The following is a 17,594-nucleotide window of genomic DNA, read 5'->3' as shown; positions in this document are numbered from 1 at the left end:
AAAAGCTCGGAATGTTAGCATTCCGAGCTTGCACTATTTTTAAACATTTCTAATAAATCTCTCTGCGTTACATTTAAAAATATATACATTTTTTAACAAAATATTCCATAAAAACAAGATAATTTATTTAAAAATATGGACATTAATAATAGATATCACCATGGTAAATCAACATAACCCTGCATGGGCTCTTTATATTCCTTGGCTAAGTTTAGCTGTACTTGCTTTAAGTTTAGTTTCACCTCAATTTTTCGGTATTGTTGCTCTACTTTCTATTGGTCTAATCGCAAGTGTTATTTGTGCAGTACATCATGCTGAAGTGATTGCACATAAAGTCGGAGAGCCTTTTGGCACACTCGTTCTTGCTTTATCTGTCACTATTATTGAAGTAGCGCTCATTGTTTCTATGATGCTATCAGGCGGTGAAGAAGCAATGGGGCTAGCTCGAGATACCATTTTTGCCGCAGTTATGATCATTCTTAATGGCATTATTGGTTTAAGCTTAATTGTGGGTGGTCGAAAACATTTAGTTCAAGGTTTTAATCTTGAAGGCGTTACAGCTGCAATTGGCACAATGACCGTCATTATCGTATTTTCTTTAATTTTACCCAACTATGTGACTAGCTCAGGTATTGAGGGCATTTACACCCATAAGCAGTTACTCTTTGTCTCTTTCATTACTTTAGCTCTCTTTACCGCATTTACATTGTTTCAAACTATTGGGCATCGCGAATATTTTTTACCTGTTATTGATCCCTCTAAGCCAGAACCAATCACAAAAGATAATAGTCATAAACCAAGTTTAAAAGCGACATATATCAGCTTATTCTCACTCATTGTTTCTTTAATTGCGGTTGTACTTAGTGCAAAAGCAATTTCACCTTCTTTAGAGGCCTTCTTAGGGAAAGCGGGTGCCCCTCTTGCAACTTTGGGTATTCTCATTGCTGCAATTGTTCTTTTACCTGAATTTGGTGCAGCTATGCGTGCTGCAAAAGCCAATCGATTACAATCGAGTTTAAATCTTGCAATTGGTTCTGCTATTGCAAGTATTGGTTTAACTATTCCTGCTGTTGCTATTTTGGCTGTTTATATGGATTGGCCAATTGAACTTGGTCTGGATGCAAAATCTATTGTATTGCTTGTACTATCATTATTTGTTGTTTCTAATTCTTTACGCACAGGAAGCACGACAATATTGCCAGGTATTATTCATGTATTAATCTTTATTACTTATTTATTTATGAGTTTTGTGCCATAGAAATCTTATAAATTATTTTAGCTCCTAAACAATGATATAAAAGCTGTATGTATCTTCTTTAGGAGCTTTTATTTTTTTAAAACAACATATTTTTCATTTCTGTCTTCAAAAATCTTCTCATTATCATTCAGTTCAAATCTCAACAAATTACGACTATAATCACCTATCTTTCAGCTAATCTGCTTATTTCCTAATACTATGAGTAAACATGATTCTTCCCTTTCTAAAGACCAATTCAATCTACTGAAAGCCTTTAAAAAGCAAATCACCAATCCTCATTCAACAGCAATTAAAAAAGCTGCTGAGGAAAAAGCGCAAGTTCAACCCGAGCCTGAAGACGATATCGAATTATTTCGCAAACAAATGCAAGGTGTCCAAAAAATGGAGACAAGCAACATTGCGAAAATTGAAAAATCAAAAACAAAAAAACCAAACGCTCAAATACTGGCAAAACGTGCTGCTGCCGAAGGCGGTCTAGAAACAAACGATGCTGAACTTTCAGATACTCATGCCATGCTCAATCCAGTTGCAAGCCAAGCAACGCTTAGTTATCGCATTGCTACATTACAGCATAAAGTTTTTGAAGATTTAAAGGCTGGCAATTTACGTTGGTTTGAAGCGGTCGATTTACATGGTTGCACCATTGAAGAAGCTCGTACTGCTGTTCTACAAATTATTCAAATTGCGAAAGATGAAAACCAAAATGTACTTAAAATTGTGCATGGTAAAGGTCCTGAAGCTATTTTAAAAACCCATGTAAATAGTTGGCTCCGTCAACACAGAGATGTTCTTGCTTTTGTGAGTGCACCTGAAAAACAAGGGGGGACAGGCGCTGTTTTAGTTTTGCTTAAACGTGCTGAAAAGAACCCAAAGTTTAAACAATAATCTGATTTTCCCCTAAAATAAGGCATTGCTATAGTTTTCTGCTACAATGCCGACCTTGTTCAACATCATGTCAAAGTGAACACGTTTATGACTATGCAGCAAAACTACGCAAATATCCTAACCTCTATTGGCGAAGACTTAGATCGCCCCGGTCTAAAAGATACGCCTGCGCGTGCTGCTAAAGCTTTTTCATACTTAACATCTGGCTATCAAAAAACTCTAGAAGAAGTAACCAATAATGCGGTTTTTCCATCAGATAACCGTGACATGGTGCTTGTAAAAAATATCGAATTCTATTCTTTATGTGAACATCACTTATTACCATTTCATGGTCGTGTTCATATTGCCTATTTACCTGAAGGTAATGTTTTAGGCTTATCTAAGTTTGCACGTATTACAGAAATGTTCGCACGCCGCTTACAAATTCAAGAAAACCTAACACAACAAATTGCTGAAGCAGTTCAAGAAGTTACTGGTGCACGTGGTGTTGCCGTTGTTATTGACTCTGCTCACATGTGTATGATGATGCGCGGTGTAGGCAAACAAGAATCTACAACTCGTACGGTTTCTTTCTTAGGTGATTTCAAAACCAATAAAGAAGATCGCCGCGAATTCTTAAGTGCTGTACCTGAAAGTTATTAAGATTTAAATGCCTCACATGTTGAGGCATTTTTTTTGCTAAAATTTTACGATCACTCAATGAATGATCTAAGGATCAAATGCAATGCCTTCAATATTCTTAGCAGGACAAGGTTTAACTCAAAATGAAATCACGGTTGACTATCCACGTCCCGACCGTCTTGTTAAAGGCAACCCTAAACGCTTAACCACTGAATTATACAATCATCCAAATATGAACTGTGGAATTTGGGAATGTGAAGTAGGTGCTTGGAATATCGTATTTTCAGCAAACAAACAAGAGTTCTTTCAAATCATTGAAGGCCTTGTTCGTTTGCATGATGCTGAAACCGGTCAATATGTAGAAATTACCGTTGGCGAGGCTGGAGTTATTCCACCATCGTTCAAAGGTATTTTTGAAGTCGTTGAAAAAGTTAAAAAGTACTATGTAGTGGTTGAGGCATAAGCCCCAACATTAACAAAGCTCGTTAAGTTCAACCTGCGATACAAAAACTCGATTACGCCCTAAGTTTTTCGCTGCATACAGACTATGGTCTGCAGCATCTAAAAATTTCTGATAGTCTAAATGTCCTGCATAAGGCTGTATCCCGATACTGACAGTGAAGGTAAAGGGCACATTATCTGCTGCATATAAAACAGATGCTTCAATACTTTGGCGAATACTTTCCGCAATGACCTTAGAGCGCGTTATATCTGTATCTACAAGTAATACTAAAAACTCCTCTCCGCCAACTCTAAATGCGTAATCACTTCCTTTACTGTATTTCATTAATGTGTCGGCAATATATTTCAGGGCGGTATCACCTGCTGTATGACCAAAGCGATCATTCACCAATTTGAAATAATCAGCATCAATTGCCAACAAACATAATGGAGTATGGTTTTTACGTGCAAGCTCAATTTCTCGAGAAACAACGGTATCTAAATAGCGACGATTCAACAACTTCGTCAATGAATCATTACCCATTTCAATATAATCAGAAACTTGAAAAAGCTGATCTAACAAATGCTGAATTTCTCGGTTTTTTTGACGAATATCTTGAATATATTGATAAATACTGGCTTTATCTTCAGAGTTTCTAATATCTTCAACCAACTCATCAATCTCACTAATAATATTGATGATGACTTTAACTTGCTCTGAACCTGTAAAGGCATAAGATGCTTTATGAACAAACCACAAACCAAATTCAGATTTTGACAAAAGCGAATGAAAGATATTTTCAGGCAGTGAAAATGCTTTAAAAATTAACTCATTTTCCCAATCTAACAAGCTACTACGTTGCTTATCCTTCTGAACAGAAACATCTTGCATGGCAGAAAATAACCGATAACTATGCTTAGCCTCCTGATGAACTTCTGTTTTTTCTTCATAAGAGCGACACATAATTTCTGTTGAAAAGCTCAATAGCTCCACAATATAACCAATCAATGATAAAGCATTATCTTTGGTATATTGTTTTGAAGCTATTTCAAAAATTTTCTTTTCAATTTCACGCACACCACGAATAATCAACCAAGATGGAATACCCACACGTGCATGTACATGCCCAACAAGCTTCTGCTTTTCAACAGCTTCTTTATAGTTTTGATTGATTGCAACACCAAAGCTTTCCAATAACCATTGGTGCAAAGTGTTTTGTAATCGTTGCTGAATTAAATCATCAGAAAAAAACTCTGCCGATTCTTTTTCATCCAGCATTTTTTTATAAAACTCATAAACTAAGGTTGAAGCATGCTGTTGTATAAAATGAAATGCGTCTAATACATCTGATGCATCATAGCTTTTACATAAACTTTTCCACTGTACAGTCAAGTCATTTAAAATTTCGCTATTCATTGACCGTTACCCCAGATCAAAAAAATTAATAAATACGGCGAATTATTCGCTCAACTTTAGAATATCTTTTGCTTCTCATTACCCCATGAAAAACAAAAAAATAATAAATTCTCTTTACTTTCAGATCTTAATTTAACTTCCATAAACCATTTGGTTTACGTTGCCCCAAAATTCCCAACACAAGTACCAAACTTAAGAGAAGTAATAAATACCAAGAACCCAATTTACCCCATCCAACCATATGCCAAGCATCAACCTGACTTGGATACAGCCAAATTTTATAAAAAGTACTAATATTTTCAGCAATCCAAATAACAAATGCTAAAAGTACTAATACTGGAAGCATTGGCAGTTTAAATTGGCGATTTTGAAGCATAAAACCCACTTTTGTATTCCAAAAAATTACGATGCTCCATACAAATAAGAAATATCTAATATCAGGAATAAAGAATTTGGTCATGAAGTTTGCATAAGACAAAATAGCCAGCGCCATCATATTCGAAAAACTAGGTAAATACTGAAAATGTACTTGATATAAGCGCAAAGAACGTGCAAAGAAACTGCCTACAGCGGAATACATGAATCCTGCAAACAAAGGAACAGTAAGTATTTTAAAAACAGCGGGTTGTGGATATTGCCATGATGCAATATAAGGACTGGTTAGAAAAATCTCCATCACCATTGCCAAAACATGAAATAAGGCAATCACTTTAGCTTCTGCCCAAGACTCAAGTTTTAAATACAGCAAACACACTTGAATGATTAAGGCATAAAACAACAAATAATCGTATCTAAAATATCCAAAATATTCGTGGCTTCCCATACTGGCTGTTAAAGCAAAAGCAACCAATAATAAGATACCAAATAAGGCAGCCGAAGCTGCCTTACATGAAAATTGGATCAACAAACCCAAATTTTGAATCACAGAAAATCCTTATAAATATTTCGCGCTGTATTCATGTACCGTATCAATAAACACTTTTGGTTTTTCAGGATCAACCCATTGCGTAATTCCATGACCTAAGTTTGCGATATAACCCGTTTTTTCACCATTTGCATAAGCATCATCAAGCATTGCTTTCGTTGCTTTTGCGATATTTTCAGGTGTGCCATATAACGTTGCAGGGTCTAAATTACCTTGTAATGCTGCACGACCATTTACAGTTTGACGCGCCACATTTAACGGCGTTGTCCAATCTAGACCAAATGCATCTGCACCTGTTGCAATCATTGGCTCTAACCACTGCCCGCCACCTTTAGTAAACAAAATGACAGGAATTTTGCGACCATCTTTTTCACGTTGTAAGCCTGCAACAATTTTTTGCATGTATTTCAATGAAAATTCAAGATATTCACGATGTGCTAATGCACCGCCCCAACTATCAAAAATTTGTACAGCTTGCGCACCTGCATCAATTTGAGCATTTAAATAATCAATAACCGCATCTGCTAAACGATCTAACAAAGCATGTAAAACTTCAGGCTGTGCATACATCATATTTTTAGTAAAACGGAAATCCTTACTTGAACCACCTTCTACCATATATGTTGCAAGTGTCCATGGACTACCTGAGAAGCCAATAAGTGGAACTTGTCCACCTAACGCAGAACGAATAGTAGACACCGCATTCATCACATAATCTAAATCAGATTTTGCATTGAATTTTGGAAGATTCGCAACATCTTGTTCTGTACGTACTGTTTTATGAAACTTAGGGCCTTCACCTGCTTCAAAGTACAAACCCAAACCTAAAGCATCAGGTACAGTTAAAATATCTGAAAATAAAATTGCCGCATCAAGTTCATAGCGACGTAAAGGCTGAAGCGTAACTTCGCAAGCAAACTCTGTATTTTTACATAAAGAAAGGAAATCACCTGCCTTAGCACGTGTTTCACGATATTCTGGTAAATAACGGCCCGCTTGTCGCATCATCCATACTGGTGTTGTATCTACAGGTTCACGCAATAAAGCACGTAGAAAACGATCATTTTTTAAGGTCGTCATTTACTTTCCTAATTGATTTTTAATCTTCCAAGCATCATAACAAAAAGGTCTAAGATTTAATAATCTGTCTGTATGTTAAAATTCGATTGTTATAAATGATAAAACTGATATTTAGTCAAAACATTTACTGCAACACCTGTTTTTTTCTGTAATACTTGTGTTGTTTTTTCACAATGTTAATGAATTATTCTTAAGGTTGAATTACATGTTCGTTCGCTCAATACTTGCAATGAGTTTAAGCTGCATATTTGCTGGTTCTGCAATTGCGGCATCAACTGCTGAACAAGCATTAAATCCTCAAAAGATTAAAGATATTGCTATTGAAGATCCTATCGATCCTTTAGCAATAAGCAAGTCAGCAGAGCAAGCATCTTCGGAAGCAAAAATAACCCCACAAGAACAACAAGATTTAAATCAAGCCTCTGAAACACTTGATAATCTTCAAAACACTGAAGACGATTCAGCTGCTATCGGCACTGCACCATCTTCACCAACAAAGTCTGTTCCTGCTAGCACAACATATAAAGGTCCTTGGTCTTTAGACAGCCTAAATAATGCTAAATGGGAAGACTTAGGCCGTGGTCAATTCCCAATGTACGCACGTGCACATGTCATGTTAAACAATGCACATGCTTCACCTGGCGCAATTGATGGCTCAAGTGGTAAAAATACTCTAAAAGCAATTGCTTCATTCCAACAAATGAATGGTTTGAAAGCAACAGGAATTCTGACTCAAGAAACTTGGGATGCTTTAGTTAAAAATCAAGGTTCTAAACCTACATACGTGGAATACACCATTACTGCTGCTGACCTTAAAGGGCCATACGCAAAATCTATTCCGAGTGACTATGCACTTCAAGCAAAAATGCCTGGTTTGTACTACACACGCGTAACAGAAATGTTAGGTGAAAAATTCCATATGGATGAAGAATTCTTGAAAAAGATCAATCCAAATGCGAATTTTAATAAAGTTGGCGAAAAAATTATTGTTTCAAGTGTACGTAATCAATTACCTGAAGATATTCATTTAATTGTTGCGCATAAAGGTGCAAAACAACTTTATTTATTCAACAGCAAAAATAAGATGATTGCATCTTTCCCTGCAACCATTGGTAGCTCAGATACACCTTCTCCAACAGGCACGTATAAAGTAACTGGCGTAGCACCAAACCCTTGGTATAGCTACTCACCAAGTAACTTTGTACAAGGTAAAAACTTAAAACCACTTTCCTTACCACCTGGTCCTAATGGTCCTGTAGGTAATATTTGGATTGGTTTAAGCAAAAAATCATTTGGTATTCATGGAACACCAAACCCTTCTGCTATCTCTAAAACAGCGTCACATGGTTGCATTCGCTTAACCAACTGGGATGCTAACGACTTAGGCAAAAAAGTCCGCTCAGGCGTAACAGTGAAGTTCTTAGAATAATGAAATAGTGATATAAAAAAGCCTGCTCTTATGCAGGCTTTTTTATATTCATTCACTATCATTCTAGAAATAGAACAATATGTCGCTTTTTATCAATATAAAAGAACAATCTAAAGCCTTAAAATAGCATCAAGTTCAAATAATAATGAGGTATTCACATGAATGCTTATTTACATCGTAGTGAAGATCGTGGGCATGTCAAAATGGCTTGGTTAGACACCAAGCACAGTTTTTCATTTGGTAGTTGGCACAACCCTAAATATATGGGTGTAAGTGCATTACGTGTCATTAATGATGACACTATTGATGCCCATCGAGGTTTTGGTACGCACCCCCATGACAATATGGAAATTTTAACTTGTGTCTTAGACGGTACAATTTCGCATAAAGACAGCATGGGCAATGCTGGAGGAATTTCCGCAGGCGAATGGCAATTAATGAGTGCTGGCACAGGTGTTCAGCATAGTGAAATGAATGATGGTGATCATCCTGTTCATCTACTCCAAATTTGGATTCATCCAGATGTTCGTAACGCTGAGCCTACCTATCAACAAATTAAATTAGATCCTAAAGATCAGCCGAACCAATGGCATTTAATTGTTGGACCAAACGACAATGCGCCTATGCATATTCGTCAGCAAGCCGAAGTTAAAACGGCTGTGCTAGAACAAGGCTTATCTTTAGAAATAAAGGCAACTCAAGTTTTGAATTATATTCATGTGATTCGTGGTGAAGTTCAAATTGAAGAGCATATTGTAAAAGCTGGTGATGCTTTACTTTTCCGAGATAATGCAAAAATTACAGCAAACGAAGAAAGTCAGTTTATTTGGTTTGATTTACCAGAAAAATAAAATCTCTAAAGATTTTAAAAGGCTCCTAGGAGCCTTTTTTACATTCCACATTGGAATGCAAATATACAATTTAAACATCCACGTTAAGTTAGCTTTCACACTATTATCTTTGTATTTATCTGAAATTAATCCGCTATATCCTCATGAAGCAGATACATTATTTTTTAATTTAATTTCTTAAATTAAAAATTGCACCATTAAGTGAAAATGGCACAGCATTTACCTCAAAAGAATTCCCTCCACTAAAGAATGCTAAATTCGCATCATTATTTCAATTTCCATAATAGTGTTGCCACCCCAATGTTCCTTTTACTGTCATTGTATTTGTATCACCAAGTTTTATTTGACTAGCGAAATGAATCCCTAGCGTAGACGTACTCAAATCTATATTTTGTTTTTTATTTCTAACGCTGCCGCCCCACCACTCGCTCGTGCTCTTTTGGAATCAAAGTTCGCATAACTTAAGTTAATAAATAGCTCAATTAATCCTAAACAGAATCTTATGATTACAACACATGGCTTTCGTTCTGCATTCCGAGATTGGTCTTCTGATAGCAGATTACCCTCATGAAATATGTGAACACGCCTTAGCTCATAAATTACCTGATGATGTTGAAGCCGCTTATGTACGTGGTGCATATCTCTTTAAAAGTGTAAAAACCTGATAGCAGATTAAGCTAACTAAATATTGTAGCTAATATTATGTTAACCCCTTTTAGGTAGATAAGCCGAGTTTTGAATCATTATTTTTCATTAGATCCTATTTACTTTGCAACACAGTGGTTTGAAAGACAAATTGTTCCTCATTAAACCGCTGAACACCACCTATTTTAAATTCTTCAAGATATCGTTTGCTACTGCTCATAAACACCTCTTCAATTAGCTAGTTTATCTAACTAAAGAGTGTCTACAAAATCGGAGGCTATTCAGTTTTGACTTGGATTGCACTCTGTCGTCGCACACGTGAAGTTGTTGCTTATGTGTGTAGTCAGCGCAACATAAAACAAGTACAGATTTACGCTGTCGAATTCCTTCAAACTATTTTAATTTAGCAACATGTAGTGATTATTAGTCAAGTTATGCTGAGGTATTTGCCCCTACTACCCACTGCTCTATTGGTAAACATACAAGCTTAATTAACCATATTGAGCGATTCAATTCGACATTAAGAAGTTGTTTAGGACGTTTTATCAGGAAAAATTTAAGCTCTTCGAAGAAGAAAGAAAATCATGAGTCTGTATTGCATATATTTTTATTGAAATACTATCCAGACATGAAAGATAAGTGGGTAGCACGTCAGATTTGAGAACTACCAACAAATTTACTGACTTAGGTCGAACTCACACCAGAAACTTCACTTAAATTTTAAATACTTAGGATAAATATATCTAAAAAGCTTTATACAATAAAATTCCTTTCAAACCATTGTATGCAATCAAGTCACATCACCCTTGCTGTTTGCAATATTCAAATAACGCCAGCGCATTGGGCTATAACCCGTCCAACTCTTAAATGCACGATTAAATGAAGTTTGCTCCTTGTATCCTAAAAAAGTAGAAATTTCTATAATAGAGGTGTCTTTTTTAATCAAATATTGTTTTGCTAATGTTAAACGCACTTTGTTTAATAAGTCTTGAAAACTCATCCCTTGATCTTTTAAAGCCATCTGAAAAGTACGTGTACTCATATTTAAATATCCAGCAACAACACTAACTTTAGGATCTTGAGCATTAATAGACTTTATAATTGCCTTATTTACATTTTCTAGAAGATTTGTGTCATTAGGCATTTTATCATACATTTGGGTTGCTGTTTTTTCCAACAAATGTAACAACACGGGATCTTCCGTAGTTAATGGAATATCACACAGATTCAATGGTATTTTTAACAATGTCCTATCGGCATCAAAACTTACTGGGCAATTAAAATAATTCTCATATAATTTAGTGTTTTTAGGTTTTGAAATAGCTAACTCAACTTTCTTTAAAAGTTGATAATTAGAGCCTAAAAGAGCTAGCAATAGTTGATAGATTGTTGCAACTTGTAATTCTTCTGAAATAGCTGTTTCTCTAAGATGTAAACCAGCACTGTAATATGCAGGTTTTTCCCAAGAAATAAGAACCTCATTATCAACAATCCTTATATCCTTCTGCGTATAGTCACACCATGCGAAAAAATACTGTAATGGCATTCCCATGTAACTTCTTAAGTTTTTGCAAGACAAAGCGATATAAAAAGAAATACCTAAATGACTAGGAGCTACTATTTTTGCAATTTCTATACCTAAACCTTCTTTATCATATTGCTGATCTATATATTTAAGCTTCTGTAACCAATGAATAAAGATTACTCTATCATCAAAGTCATAAATACGATGCACAGGTGTTTTTAAAGAATATTTATCACAGAAAGTGTCCAGTAATCTAACCATTCCACTATAAACACTTCTTTTTTTTAAAAATGATTTCATCTAACCTTCGTCTCAATCTATTTTTCTATTTTCTGCAACTTAAGAACATGCCGAACACGGAAAATGAAAAAATTTTCTGCATATACATTAATTCAATGTAGAAAACATAAAAAACACCGATATTTTGCTTTTATTATTTTTATTTTTCTTGTCCCTTTTTTCTAAAATAATTAGCAAATTACGAAAATATATCACTCTATTTTTATTCACCTATTCAAATAAATAAGCGAGCTTCTGCTCCCATCTACCCACGACTTGCCAACTTGTTTTCAATCCACTGATAGATTTCCCAAGCTGACCAACCAATACGTGATTCACTTAATCGTATTGATTTTGGAAAACTTGGATCATAGTATTTCGATTTTTTCAGCACACATCACGACGGATCAAAGCACAATTGTATGATGGCCAGTTTGTTGTACGATACATTTTAGGTGTAGGTTTATTCATCTAATAGTTATATTACTGAATAAGCCTTTATAGATAGGTTCATGCAATAAAGTCGACTAAAACTAAAGTAAAAAAAAGACCCTTAATAAATTAAGGGTCTTTTTTGAATTTGGCGGAAGCGGTGTCCGTCAAATTAAACCACTATCTATATGTTTTATATTATATATATTTATTTACGATTTTTTCTTACTACAATTCTTACTACACAAATTTTGTTACATTCAGCCTGAATTTTAGGACATGAGTTATACCGTTTATCGGCTTATTAATCTTGTTTAACAGCGAAGATAAGATAATTACAGGTTGTAAGACATTGAATTAATTAAATATTAAAAATAGAGGAAAACTTTTATATTGGCATCCCTTACCTAATCTGATGTAAAAGCTTATTGACTCATTTTTTAACCACTGATAGCGTATTTATTACACAGCAAAATCTGTGTTCAGGCGTGGAAACCTGATACGATCTAGGTGCATGAAATGTCGCACTTGCGGCTATTTTTTTGCTTACTGTTTTATGCAGTCTTTATGGCAGCATGACAGGGCAACTTCGTGTTGGCTGATCCTAGATTCAGTATTTCCACCCCTGTCTGTTGCCACCTCAGCTCTGTGGAAATGAGTTGTGGTGGTGTATATCCCAATCTAGGAGTGCATCATTATGCAAAATCAAATTTCAGCAAAGCGCATCGTCACGCAGTTGATTCAAAACGTTGCCAAGAAAATCCCAACTGAGGATCTGCAACGCCTTACAGATCTTTATGTTCTCATTGAACGCTTAGAAGATCGTATTCCACAGAATGATAGCCGTTCTTCCAACACAATTGGCCATACAAATGTAGCCACACAATATCCTGAAATGTGGGCAAAACGTACTAAGCTACGCCCTAAACGGACGACTTTTAAAAATTAATTTAAATTGATGTATTAGAACTAGGAATGTTTTGACCGAGTGTCAAAACATCCCCTCTTTTAGAACTCTAAATCCCGTAAGTTCTTTCTCTTCGGTTCTGGTGTTTTAGGTACGATTTGCATGTCTTGTTTACGCTCAGTTTGCTCATCAGACTTCTTGTGGTTATAAGGTTCTAGATAAGATCTAAGTTCATTCATACAATCTTTCATATCAAGCCTTGAAGCATCATTCGCATTGATCAAAGGTGAATTTTCTTCTTTCAGGTGTAGTCGAGGATGGTTAAGATCAATCATCTGCATATAATGATCCATGGTGTTTAAAAATCCCAAGATATTTGGATCATCTTTTCTAAATAGATGAATATTTTGAATGAGTTTTTCCGTACACAACCTAAACTCTCGAGCGAATTTTAGTTTTTCTTCTGTTGGATACCGATTCCCTTTTTTATTTTCATCGATCAAGAAACGGATATGATCTGTGATTTGATCATCCACCCTTTCCGCATAGACCCTCATCATGGTGAAGTCTTGGTCAGGATGTTGTTGCACGATGTTATTGATGAAATGACTCAAGCGGTACTTCGGAAAAATACGTTGTATCGACCAATCTAGCGCTGTTGATATAAATTGATGAGCTTGCTTAAATCGTTGCTCATACTCATGACTTCGTTCAGCACATTGTCTAATTCTTTTTCGACGCTTTTCTCGGGATATTGCAAACTTGCCCAATTGATCGAATTTAGTGTCTCTAAACAACTCGAGTAACTGCTGAGTTTTGCTTCGATATACCTCTGCCACTGCATTTGAAACTGTTCTGATTGGAGATAGATAACCAAAGACTCTTTGAACAACGGCACCAAGATATTGGATAAGTTTGTTTGATCTGGTACGTCGATGTTGCTGGATAAATAATTCTGATACTGTTGGATCTGCTGATCCTTGTGCTGTAGCTCGCTGTTCAATTGTTCGATCAATTGTTGCAATTTTTCTTGATAAGCTTGCTGCAATGCGATGGTATTGTTGGCTTCTTTGATCTCGTCCTTCATCTCTTGCAAGTAACTTTTCAAAGCTTGATTTTCTTGTTGTAACAATTGCAGTTGTTGCTGAGTCAGATGTTGTAACTCGGTATGGAATTCGGGCATTTAGATACCTCTTATGTTGGTGTAGATTAAAATGAGACTGTTGCTGAAAGTCAGTATCAGCAAGAGCACTAAAATAAATGTAGGTGTTTTGGCGATGCTCTGCTGAATCTCCTCTATGGTATTGAGATCGGGTTTCATCCTGAGTTGTTGGCTGATCTCTTTGAATCGTGTGTCGCTCGACATCGAGGAATTCAAAACTAATTTTTTGATTTTCTCTATCGCCTCTAAGATCTCCAAATGTGATTGTTGATGACTTTGCATCTGTAAGAGTATTTCCCCCATCTGATTGTTCTGCTGTTCGTTCTCCTCCTCGATATGGATCTTGTAGCATTGTAACTTCTTCAACTGCTGGCTCAACTGCGTATGTGCTTCGTTGATCATTGCCAATTGCTGCTGATATTGGTTCAGGGTCTCGATATGTTCGTTCATTGTACTGCTGGCGTTTTGCTCGTACGTCTTGAATGCGTTGCTCAGCTTCTCGCAATGCTCGAGTCCGTTCTGCAAGCTTTCTTGAATCCTCAATTGATGGAGATCCAAGAGCGTCTCTTCTTCTTTGATCTTCAAGGTAATCTGAGAGGTAAAACTGTTTGTCATAATATGCAGCCTTTAATCTGTCTGTACCTGCCTCGGTACGAAGTGAAATATAGTTTTGTCCGACCCGTGTGATCGTGCCGATTTCAGAGAGTGCTTGCAGAATGGTCGGACGGTCATAGACCACGCCTTGTAACATACGGTGTTCGATAAACTGATTGATCAGCTCAATTCGTGTTGCTTTAGGCTGTTCAATCAAATTGGCTCTTAAAGCAGCCGAATTCTGCTTAAGTTCATGGTGTTGAAGTTGTAAGCTTCTCGCTCGAGCAGGATCATCAGGTCTTGCCCAGTCATATTTATGATTGAAGTAATCTCGCAGTGGATCGAAGTAATGCCGATGCCCAGGCGGGGCGATATTGAGGGATTTCTCAGTACTCAGTTCAAGACGTGGAATCAAGACATGGATATGTCTCGATCGATTCTCTTCTTCGTGCATCACAGCCGTCATGTGGTACTGATGTGGTTTTAAGCCTGCAAAAGCATGTTGTTCAAAGGCATCAAGGACTTCGTTGATTTCATCAAGACCCACTTCATCTTCTGCGGCCCATGCAATCACCACTGAGGTATAGCGATATTTATGTGGTGAGCTTTGTGCAATCGAAGCAAAGGTCATTGGGTCACCTCGAAGTACTTCTACACCTGTACGTGGCAAATTCAGATGATCCTTATCATCCATCACATAAGCAGCAGCACGAAAAGGATCACCTTTACCGTGAGGAAGAAACTTAATAATCATGCCTCTTCCCTTTGTGTAGTCACATAACGTAAAGCTTGTTCTTTACGACGTTCAACCTGATATTCGGAGCGTGTGATAATGGGTAAAGGATCTAGATGCTGATGAAGCTCCTTTTGAATATTTTCTAAGACAGCCAAGCATTGGATATATGAAAAATCCATCTTCTGTTTTTGTTGGCTGAGACAAAGGATATTCAGAGATTTGGCAATCTGATTGATGTTATTTCCAATCCGCCCTAACTCTCTGAGAAACTCAGGATCAAGCTTGCAATAGGATGTGGCTACACGACTGACTTTTGTGGCTACATTCTTCACACGTACGATGCTGTTTTGAGATTCGATCTCTCGCGGGACATAGGGCTGACTGGTTGCATATTCATGTGCAATGAGTGCATGGACTAGGTCGGTAAAGCTTATTCCTTTCCACTCGAGCAACTGTTCAAGCTGCTCCGCCTGTAGATCTAGAAATCTTAGTCTTTTGACAATATTTCGATTGCCTTGTTTCATTCTTTCACCTGTTATTATTTTTATTGTGGTATCAGTAATGTGTTCGTTTAGGTTGTAGCTACAAGGATCTCTTTACAGATAATGCTGTAGCTACAAGCCGTTGAATCATTCTTTGTATGTGGCTACAGACCTCATCGCTTTTCTAAGCATGGCTACAAAACAACATTACTGAGTGCTGAAAGAAACTTTAGCAAATTATTTTTTTTGGGAATCGTAAATGTGGAATTTGAGAGAGAAATAAAAAAATAGGATGATTATTCAGCGACAATATCTATTAAAGCGCTATCTAATAATATTAAATCAATCAACTTTTTTTATCCCCTTGTTTTTAAAATTATCTTTATATCTCAGAAAAACAAAAAGCTCACCGGATAGTGAGCTTTAAAAAAATGGTGGCGGACCAGGGAGTTGAACTCACTTAAGTTTAACTCCATTAGAATCCATCAAACATAAGCATATGTATTTACTGTTTTTTAACCATTTCACTTTAATTAACAATGATAGTATTTAAATAAAGTGTGGCAAAAAATGTGGCAGATCATTTACGAGTATTTTTTACTGACAATTGTGGTGCAATTGGTTGTAAGCTAGATTTTAGGTGCTGACTTCTTCATCTGTAAATTATATTGCTCAAGAGCCCCTCATTGTACAAAAAATCTCTTCCGATTTATAAGGTAGGTAGTTTCACAGGTAATTTATAAAATTTTATGAACTGCTCAATTGGCTGCTCTTTTAAAGACTCAGGTAAATTTTCATCAGCGTACTGATCTGGATAAATAATTAGACAATCTACAACAACATTCTGCATTTCATCATCCCTATAACCAAGACATTGCAATATCTTTTTATCTCGTGCGTACCCAGCTATTTGTCGTATATCATCAGAATTATAACGGTAATCCTCCCATAAATAACCGAAGTTAAAAGTAGAGGTTAAGCAGCCATTAGAGGTGGCTTTCCTTTGTTAGCTTGATGTGGTCTTTCATGGTTGTAATGCCACAACCAGTTTGTTGCATAATCTTGTACTTCATCCAATGAACCCAACAAAAATAATTATGATTAGCCTTCTTGTAATATTTGCTTTCTTAATAGGTGCTGTTTTTTTCTAATAATGAGTGGCTTTGTTGCACAAAGATTTGAAATGCAAAGCGCCCCTAATTGAGCCAAATTTAAGGCGTAATTTGGGTAAGTGGTCGACCTAATTCCGTAAATCGGTTGAGGACTGCTACACGTGCATGAATTTCATTCACCTGACTAGGAAAGCTTCTTGCCATTAATTTAGCGCCTAATAATTTGATGCAATGCATCTTGGTTTCCACCAAACTGCGGCGATGATAGCCTGACCATTTTTTCCATAATGTCCTGCCTAAACGTTTAACTGTTCGAAGTAATTCATTTCGCTCTAGCGAGCTACTCTTTCTATCTTTCCATGGTTTCGCATTTTTTCTAGGTGGAATCACCGCATGCCCTTGCCGATCTGCAATGACCTGACGGCATTGCTTGGTGTCATAAGCTCCATCGGTATAAACAGAGTCAATCTGCTCATCTTGTGGAATCTGATTAAGTAAATCACCAAGCACCTGTGAATCACTGACATTATTGGTTGTAAGCTGAACTGCTCGTATTTGTAGGGTTTTAGCATCTATACCAATATGAAGTTTACGCCATTGGCGACGATATTCAGGTCCATGTTTCTTGCGTTTCCATTCGCCCTCACCTAGAAACTTCATCCCTGTAGAGTCCATGAGTAGATGCAGCCCATCGCTACTTTTTTGGTAGCTGATTACAATATCAATATGCTTTTGTCTTCTACAAAGCGTGGTGTAATCTGGAGCTATCCAATTTAATCCGCAAAGTTTAATCAGACTTTGCACAAAGCCAGT

15 protein-coding genes and 3 pseudogenes are annotated in these 17,594 nt (G+C 36.5%); 8 read left to right on the top strand and 10 right to left on the bottom strand.

Going from position 1 to position 17,594, the window contains the following annotated elements:
- The first annotated feature begins 160 nt into the window (after positions 1-160).
- From AC5YDH_RS02015 to AC5YDH_RS02000, 4 genes are all read left to right on the top strand, one after another.
- Positions 161-1,258 (top strand): calcium:cation antiporter, encoded by a 1,098-nt coding sequence (locus tag AC5YDH_RS02015; protein ID WP_496116615.1) that lies wholly within the window; start codon positions 161-163, stop codon positions 1,256-1,258.
- A gap of 198 nt (positions 1,259-1,456) precedes the next feature.
- Positions 1,457-2,143: a Smr/MutS family protein gene (locus tag AC5YDH_RS02010; RefSeq protein ID WP_496116614.1), complete on the top strand. Its 687-nt coding sequence runs from the start codon at positions 1,457-1,459 to the stop codon at positions 2,141-2,143.
- A gap of 93 nt (positions 2,144-2,236) precedes the next feature.
- A complete protein-coding gene (gene folE, locus AC5YDH_RS02005; protein ID WP_496116786.1) occupies positions 2,237-2,785 on the top strand; it encodes a GTP cyclohydrolase I FolE in 549 nt (182 codons plus the stop codon).
- 82 nt (positions 2,786-2,867) lie between these two features.
- The gene (locus tag AC5YDH_RS02000) at positions 2,868-3,227 is read left to right on the top strand and encodes a cupin domain-containing protein (protein ID WP_496116613.1); all 360 of its coding nucleotides are present in this window, start codon (positions 2,868-2,870) and stop codon (positions 3,225-3,227) included.
- Between the two features lie 9 nt (positions 3,228-3,236).
- Here AC5YDH_RS02000 and AC5YDH_RS01995 read toward each other — a convergent pair whose 3' ends face one another.
- The 3 genes from AC5YDH_RS01995 to hemE all read right to left on the bottom strand — a co-directional run bounded on the left by AC5YDH_RS01995 (position 3,237) and on the right by hemE (position 6,627).
- On the bottom strand, positions 3,237-4,622 hold the full coding sequence (locus AC5YDH_RS01995) for a diguanylate cyclase (RefSeq protein ID WP_496116611.1): 1,386 nt from the start codon (positions 4,620-4,622) through the stop codon (positions 3,237-3,239).
- A gap of 127 nt (positions 4,623-4,749) precedes the next feature.
- Entirely contained in the window at positions 4,750-5,544 is a 795-nt protein-coding gene (locus AC5YDH_RS01990; protein ID WP_496116785.1) for a DUF817 family protein, read from the bottom strand.
- Between the two features lie 12 nt (positions 5,545-5,556).
- Complete coding sequence (hemE, locus tag AC5YDH_RS01985) at positions 5,557-6,627, bottom strand: uroporphyrinogen decarboxylase (protein ID WP_496116610.1); 1,071 nt, start codon at positions 6,625-6,627, stop codon at positions 5,557-5,559.
- Between the two features lie 205 nt (positions 6,628-6,832).
- Here hemE and AC5YDH_RS01980 point away from each other — a divergent pair, with 205 nt between their 5' ends.
- The 3 genes and pseudogenes from AC5YDH_RS01980 to AC5YDH_RS01970 all read left to right on the top strand — a co-directional run.
- Positions 6,833-8,056 carry a L,D-transpeptidase family protein gene (locus tag AC5YDH_RS01980; protein WP_496116608.1) on the top strand — a complete coding sequence of 408 codons (1,224 nt, stop codon included), beginning with the start codon at positions 6,833-6,835 and terminating at the stop codon, positions 8,054-8,056.
- Between the two features lie 158 nt (positions 8,057-8,214).
- On the top strand, positions 8,215-8,907 hold the full coding sequence (locus AC5YDH_RS01975; RefSeq protein WP_496116607.1) for a pirin family protein: 693 nt from the start codon (positions 8,215-8,217) through the stop codon (positions 8,905-8,907).
- Between the two features lie 481 nt (positions 8,908-9,388).
- Positions 9,389-9,572: pseudogene (locus AC5YDH_RS01970) on the top strand (tyrosine-type recombinase/integrase); the annotation flags it as partial.
- Positions 9,573-10,342: 770 nt separating this feature from the next.
- On the opposite strand, the gene AC5YDH_RS01965 reads toward AC5YDH_RS01970, so the two are convergent.
- Both AC5YDH_RS01965 and AC5YDH_RS01960 read right to left on the bottom strand, forming a co-directional pair.
- Entirely contained in the window at positions 10,343-11,377 is a 1,035-nt protein-coding gene (locus tag AC5YDH_RS01965; protein ID WP_496116606.1) for an AraC family transcriptional regulator, read from the bottom strand.
- Positions 11,378-11,621: 244 nt separating this feature from the next.
- A pseudogene (locus tag AC5YDH_RS01960) lies at positions 11,622-11,744 on the bottom strand (AlpA family phage regulatory protein); the annotation flags it as partial.
- 741 nt (positions 11,745-12,485) lie between these two features.
- Between AC5YDH_RS01960 and AC5YDH_RS01955 the strand changes: the two are divergent.
- Positions 12,486-12,737, top strand: a complete 252-nt coding sequence (locus AC5YDH_RS01955) for a hypothetical protein (protein WP_144725255.1) — start codon at positions 12,486-12,488, stop codon at positions 12,735-12,737.
- A 59-nt stretch (positions 12,738-12,796) separates the two neighbouring features.
- On the opposite strand, the gene AC5YDH_RS01950 is transcribed toward AC5YDH_RS01955, so the two are convergent.
- The 5 genes and pseudogenes from AC5YDH_RS01950 to AC5YDH_RS01930 form a co-directional block, all read right to left on the bottom strand.
- Positions 12,797-15,205, bottom strand: coding sequence for a hypothetical protein (locus AC5YDH_RS01950; RefSeq protein WP_496116604.1), 2,409 nt, complete (start codon positions 15,203-15,205; stop codon positions 12,797-12,799).
- Positions 15,202-15,639, bottom strand: a complete 438-nt coding sequence (gene mobC, locus AC5YDH_RS01945) for a plasmid mobilization relaxosome protein MobC (protein WP_496116603.1) — start codon at positions 15,637-15,639, stop codon at positions 15,202-15,204. The genes AC5YDH_RS01950 and mobC overlap by 4 nt, the downstream gene beginning before the upstream one ends.
- A 739-nt stretch (positions 15,640-16,378) precedes the next feature.
- Positions 16,379-16,519 carry a hypothetical protein gene (locus AC5YDH_RS01940; RefSeq protein WP_162622154.1) on the bottom strand — a complete coding sequence of 47 codons (141 nt, stop codon included), beginning with the start codon at positions 16,517-16,519 and terminating at the stop codon, positions 16,379-16,381.
- Between the two features lie 125 nt (positions 16,520-16,644).
- Positions 16,645-16,758: pseudogene (locus AC5YDH_RS01935) on the bottom strand (integrase core domain-containing protein); the annotation flags it as partial.
- 122 nt (positions 16,759-16,880) lie between these two features.
- The coding region (locus tag AC5YDH_RS01930) for an IS5 family transposase (RefSeq protein ID WP_496116602.1) at positions 16,881-17,594 on the bottom strand (714 nt) is incomplete at its 5' end.

The sequence above is a fragment of the Acinetobacter sp. FY683 genome, assembly GCF_059515885.1.
Note: the sequence above shows the minus strand (reverse complement) of the source record. Positions and strands in the feature narration are given on the sequence as shown.

What these genes read in the sequence shown, in the direction of transcription:
- AC5YDH_RS02015 (WP_496116615.1), top strand. Translation starts at nt 161, where the DNA reads ATGGTAAATCAACATAACCCTGCATGGGCTCTTTATATTCCTTGGCTA.
- AC5YDH_RS02010 (WP_496116614.1), top strand. Translation starts at nt 1,457, where the DNA reads ATGAGTAAACATGATTCTTCCCTTTCTAAAGACCAATTCAATCTACTG.
- folE (WP_496116786.1), top strand. Translation starts at nt 2,237, where the DNA reads ATGCAGCAAAACTACGCAAATATCCTAACCTCTATTGGCGAAGACTTA.
- AC5YDH_RS02000 (WP_496116613.1), top strand. Translation starts at nt 2,868, where the DNA reads ATGCCTTCAATATTCTTAGCAGGACAAGGTTTAACTCAAAATGAAATC.
- AC5YDH_RS01995 (WP_496116611.1), bottom strand. Translation starts at nt 4,622, where the DNA reads ATGAATAGCGAAATTTTAAATGACTTGACTGTACAGTGGAAAAGTTTA.
- hemE (WP_496116610.1), bottom strand. Translation starts at nt 6,627, where the DNA reads ATGACGACCTTAAAAAATGATCGTTTTCTACGTGCTTTATTGCGTGAA.
- AC5YDH_RS01980 (WP_496116608.1), top strand. Translation starts at nt 6,833, where the DNA reads ATGTTCGTTCGCTCAATACTTGCAATGAGTTTAAGCTGCATATTTGCT.
- AC5YDH_RS01975 (WP_496116607.1), top strand. Translation starts at nt 8,215, where the DNA reads ATGAATGCTTATTTACATCGTAGTGAAGATCGTGGGCATGTCAAAATG.
- AC5YDH_RS01965 (WP_496116606.1), bottom strand. Translation starts at nt 11,377, where the DNA reads ATGAAATCATTTTTAAAAAAAAGAAGTGTTTATAGTGGAATGGTTAGA.
- AC5YDH_RS01955 (WP_144725255.1), top strand. Translation starts at nt 12,486, where the DNA reads ATGCAAAATCAAATTTCAGCAAAGCGCATCGTCACGCAGTTGATTCAA.
- AC5YDH_RS01950 (WP_496116604.1), bottom strand. Translation starts at nt 15,205, where the DNA reads ATGATTATTAAGTTTCTTCCTCACGGTAAAGGTGATCCTTTTCGTGCT.
- AC5YDH_RS01940 (WP_162622154.1), bottom strand. Translation starts at nt 16,519, where the DNA reads ATGCAGAATGTTGTTGTAGATTGTCTAATTATTTATCCAGATCAGTAC.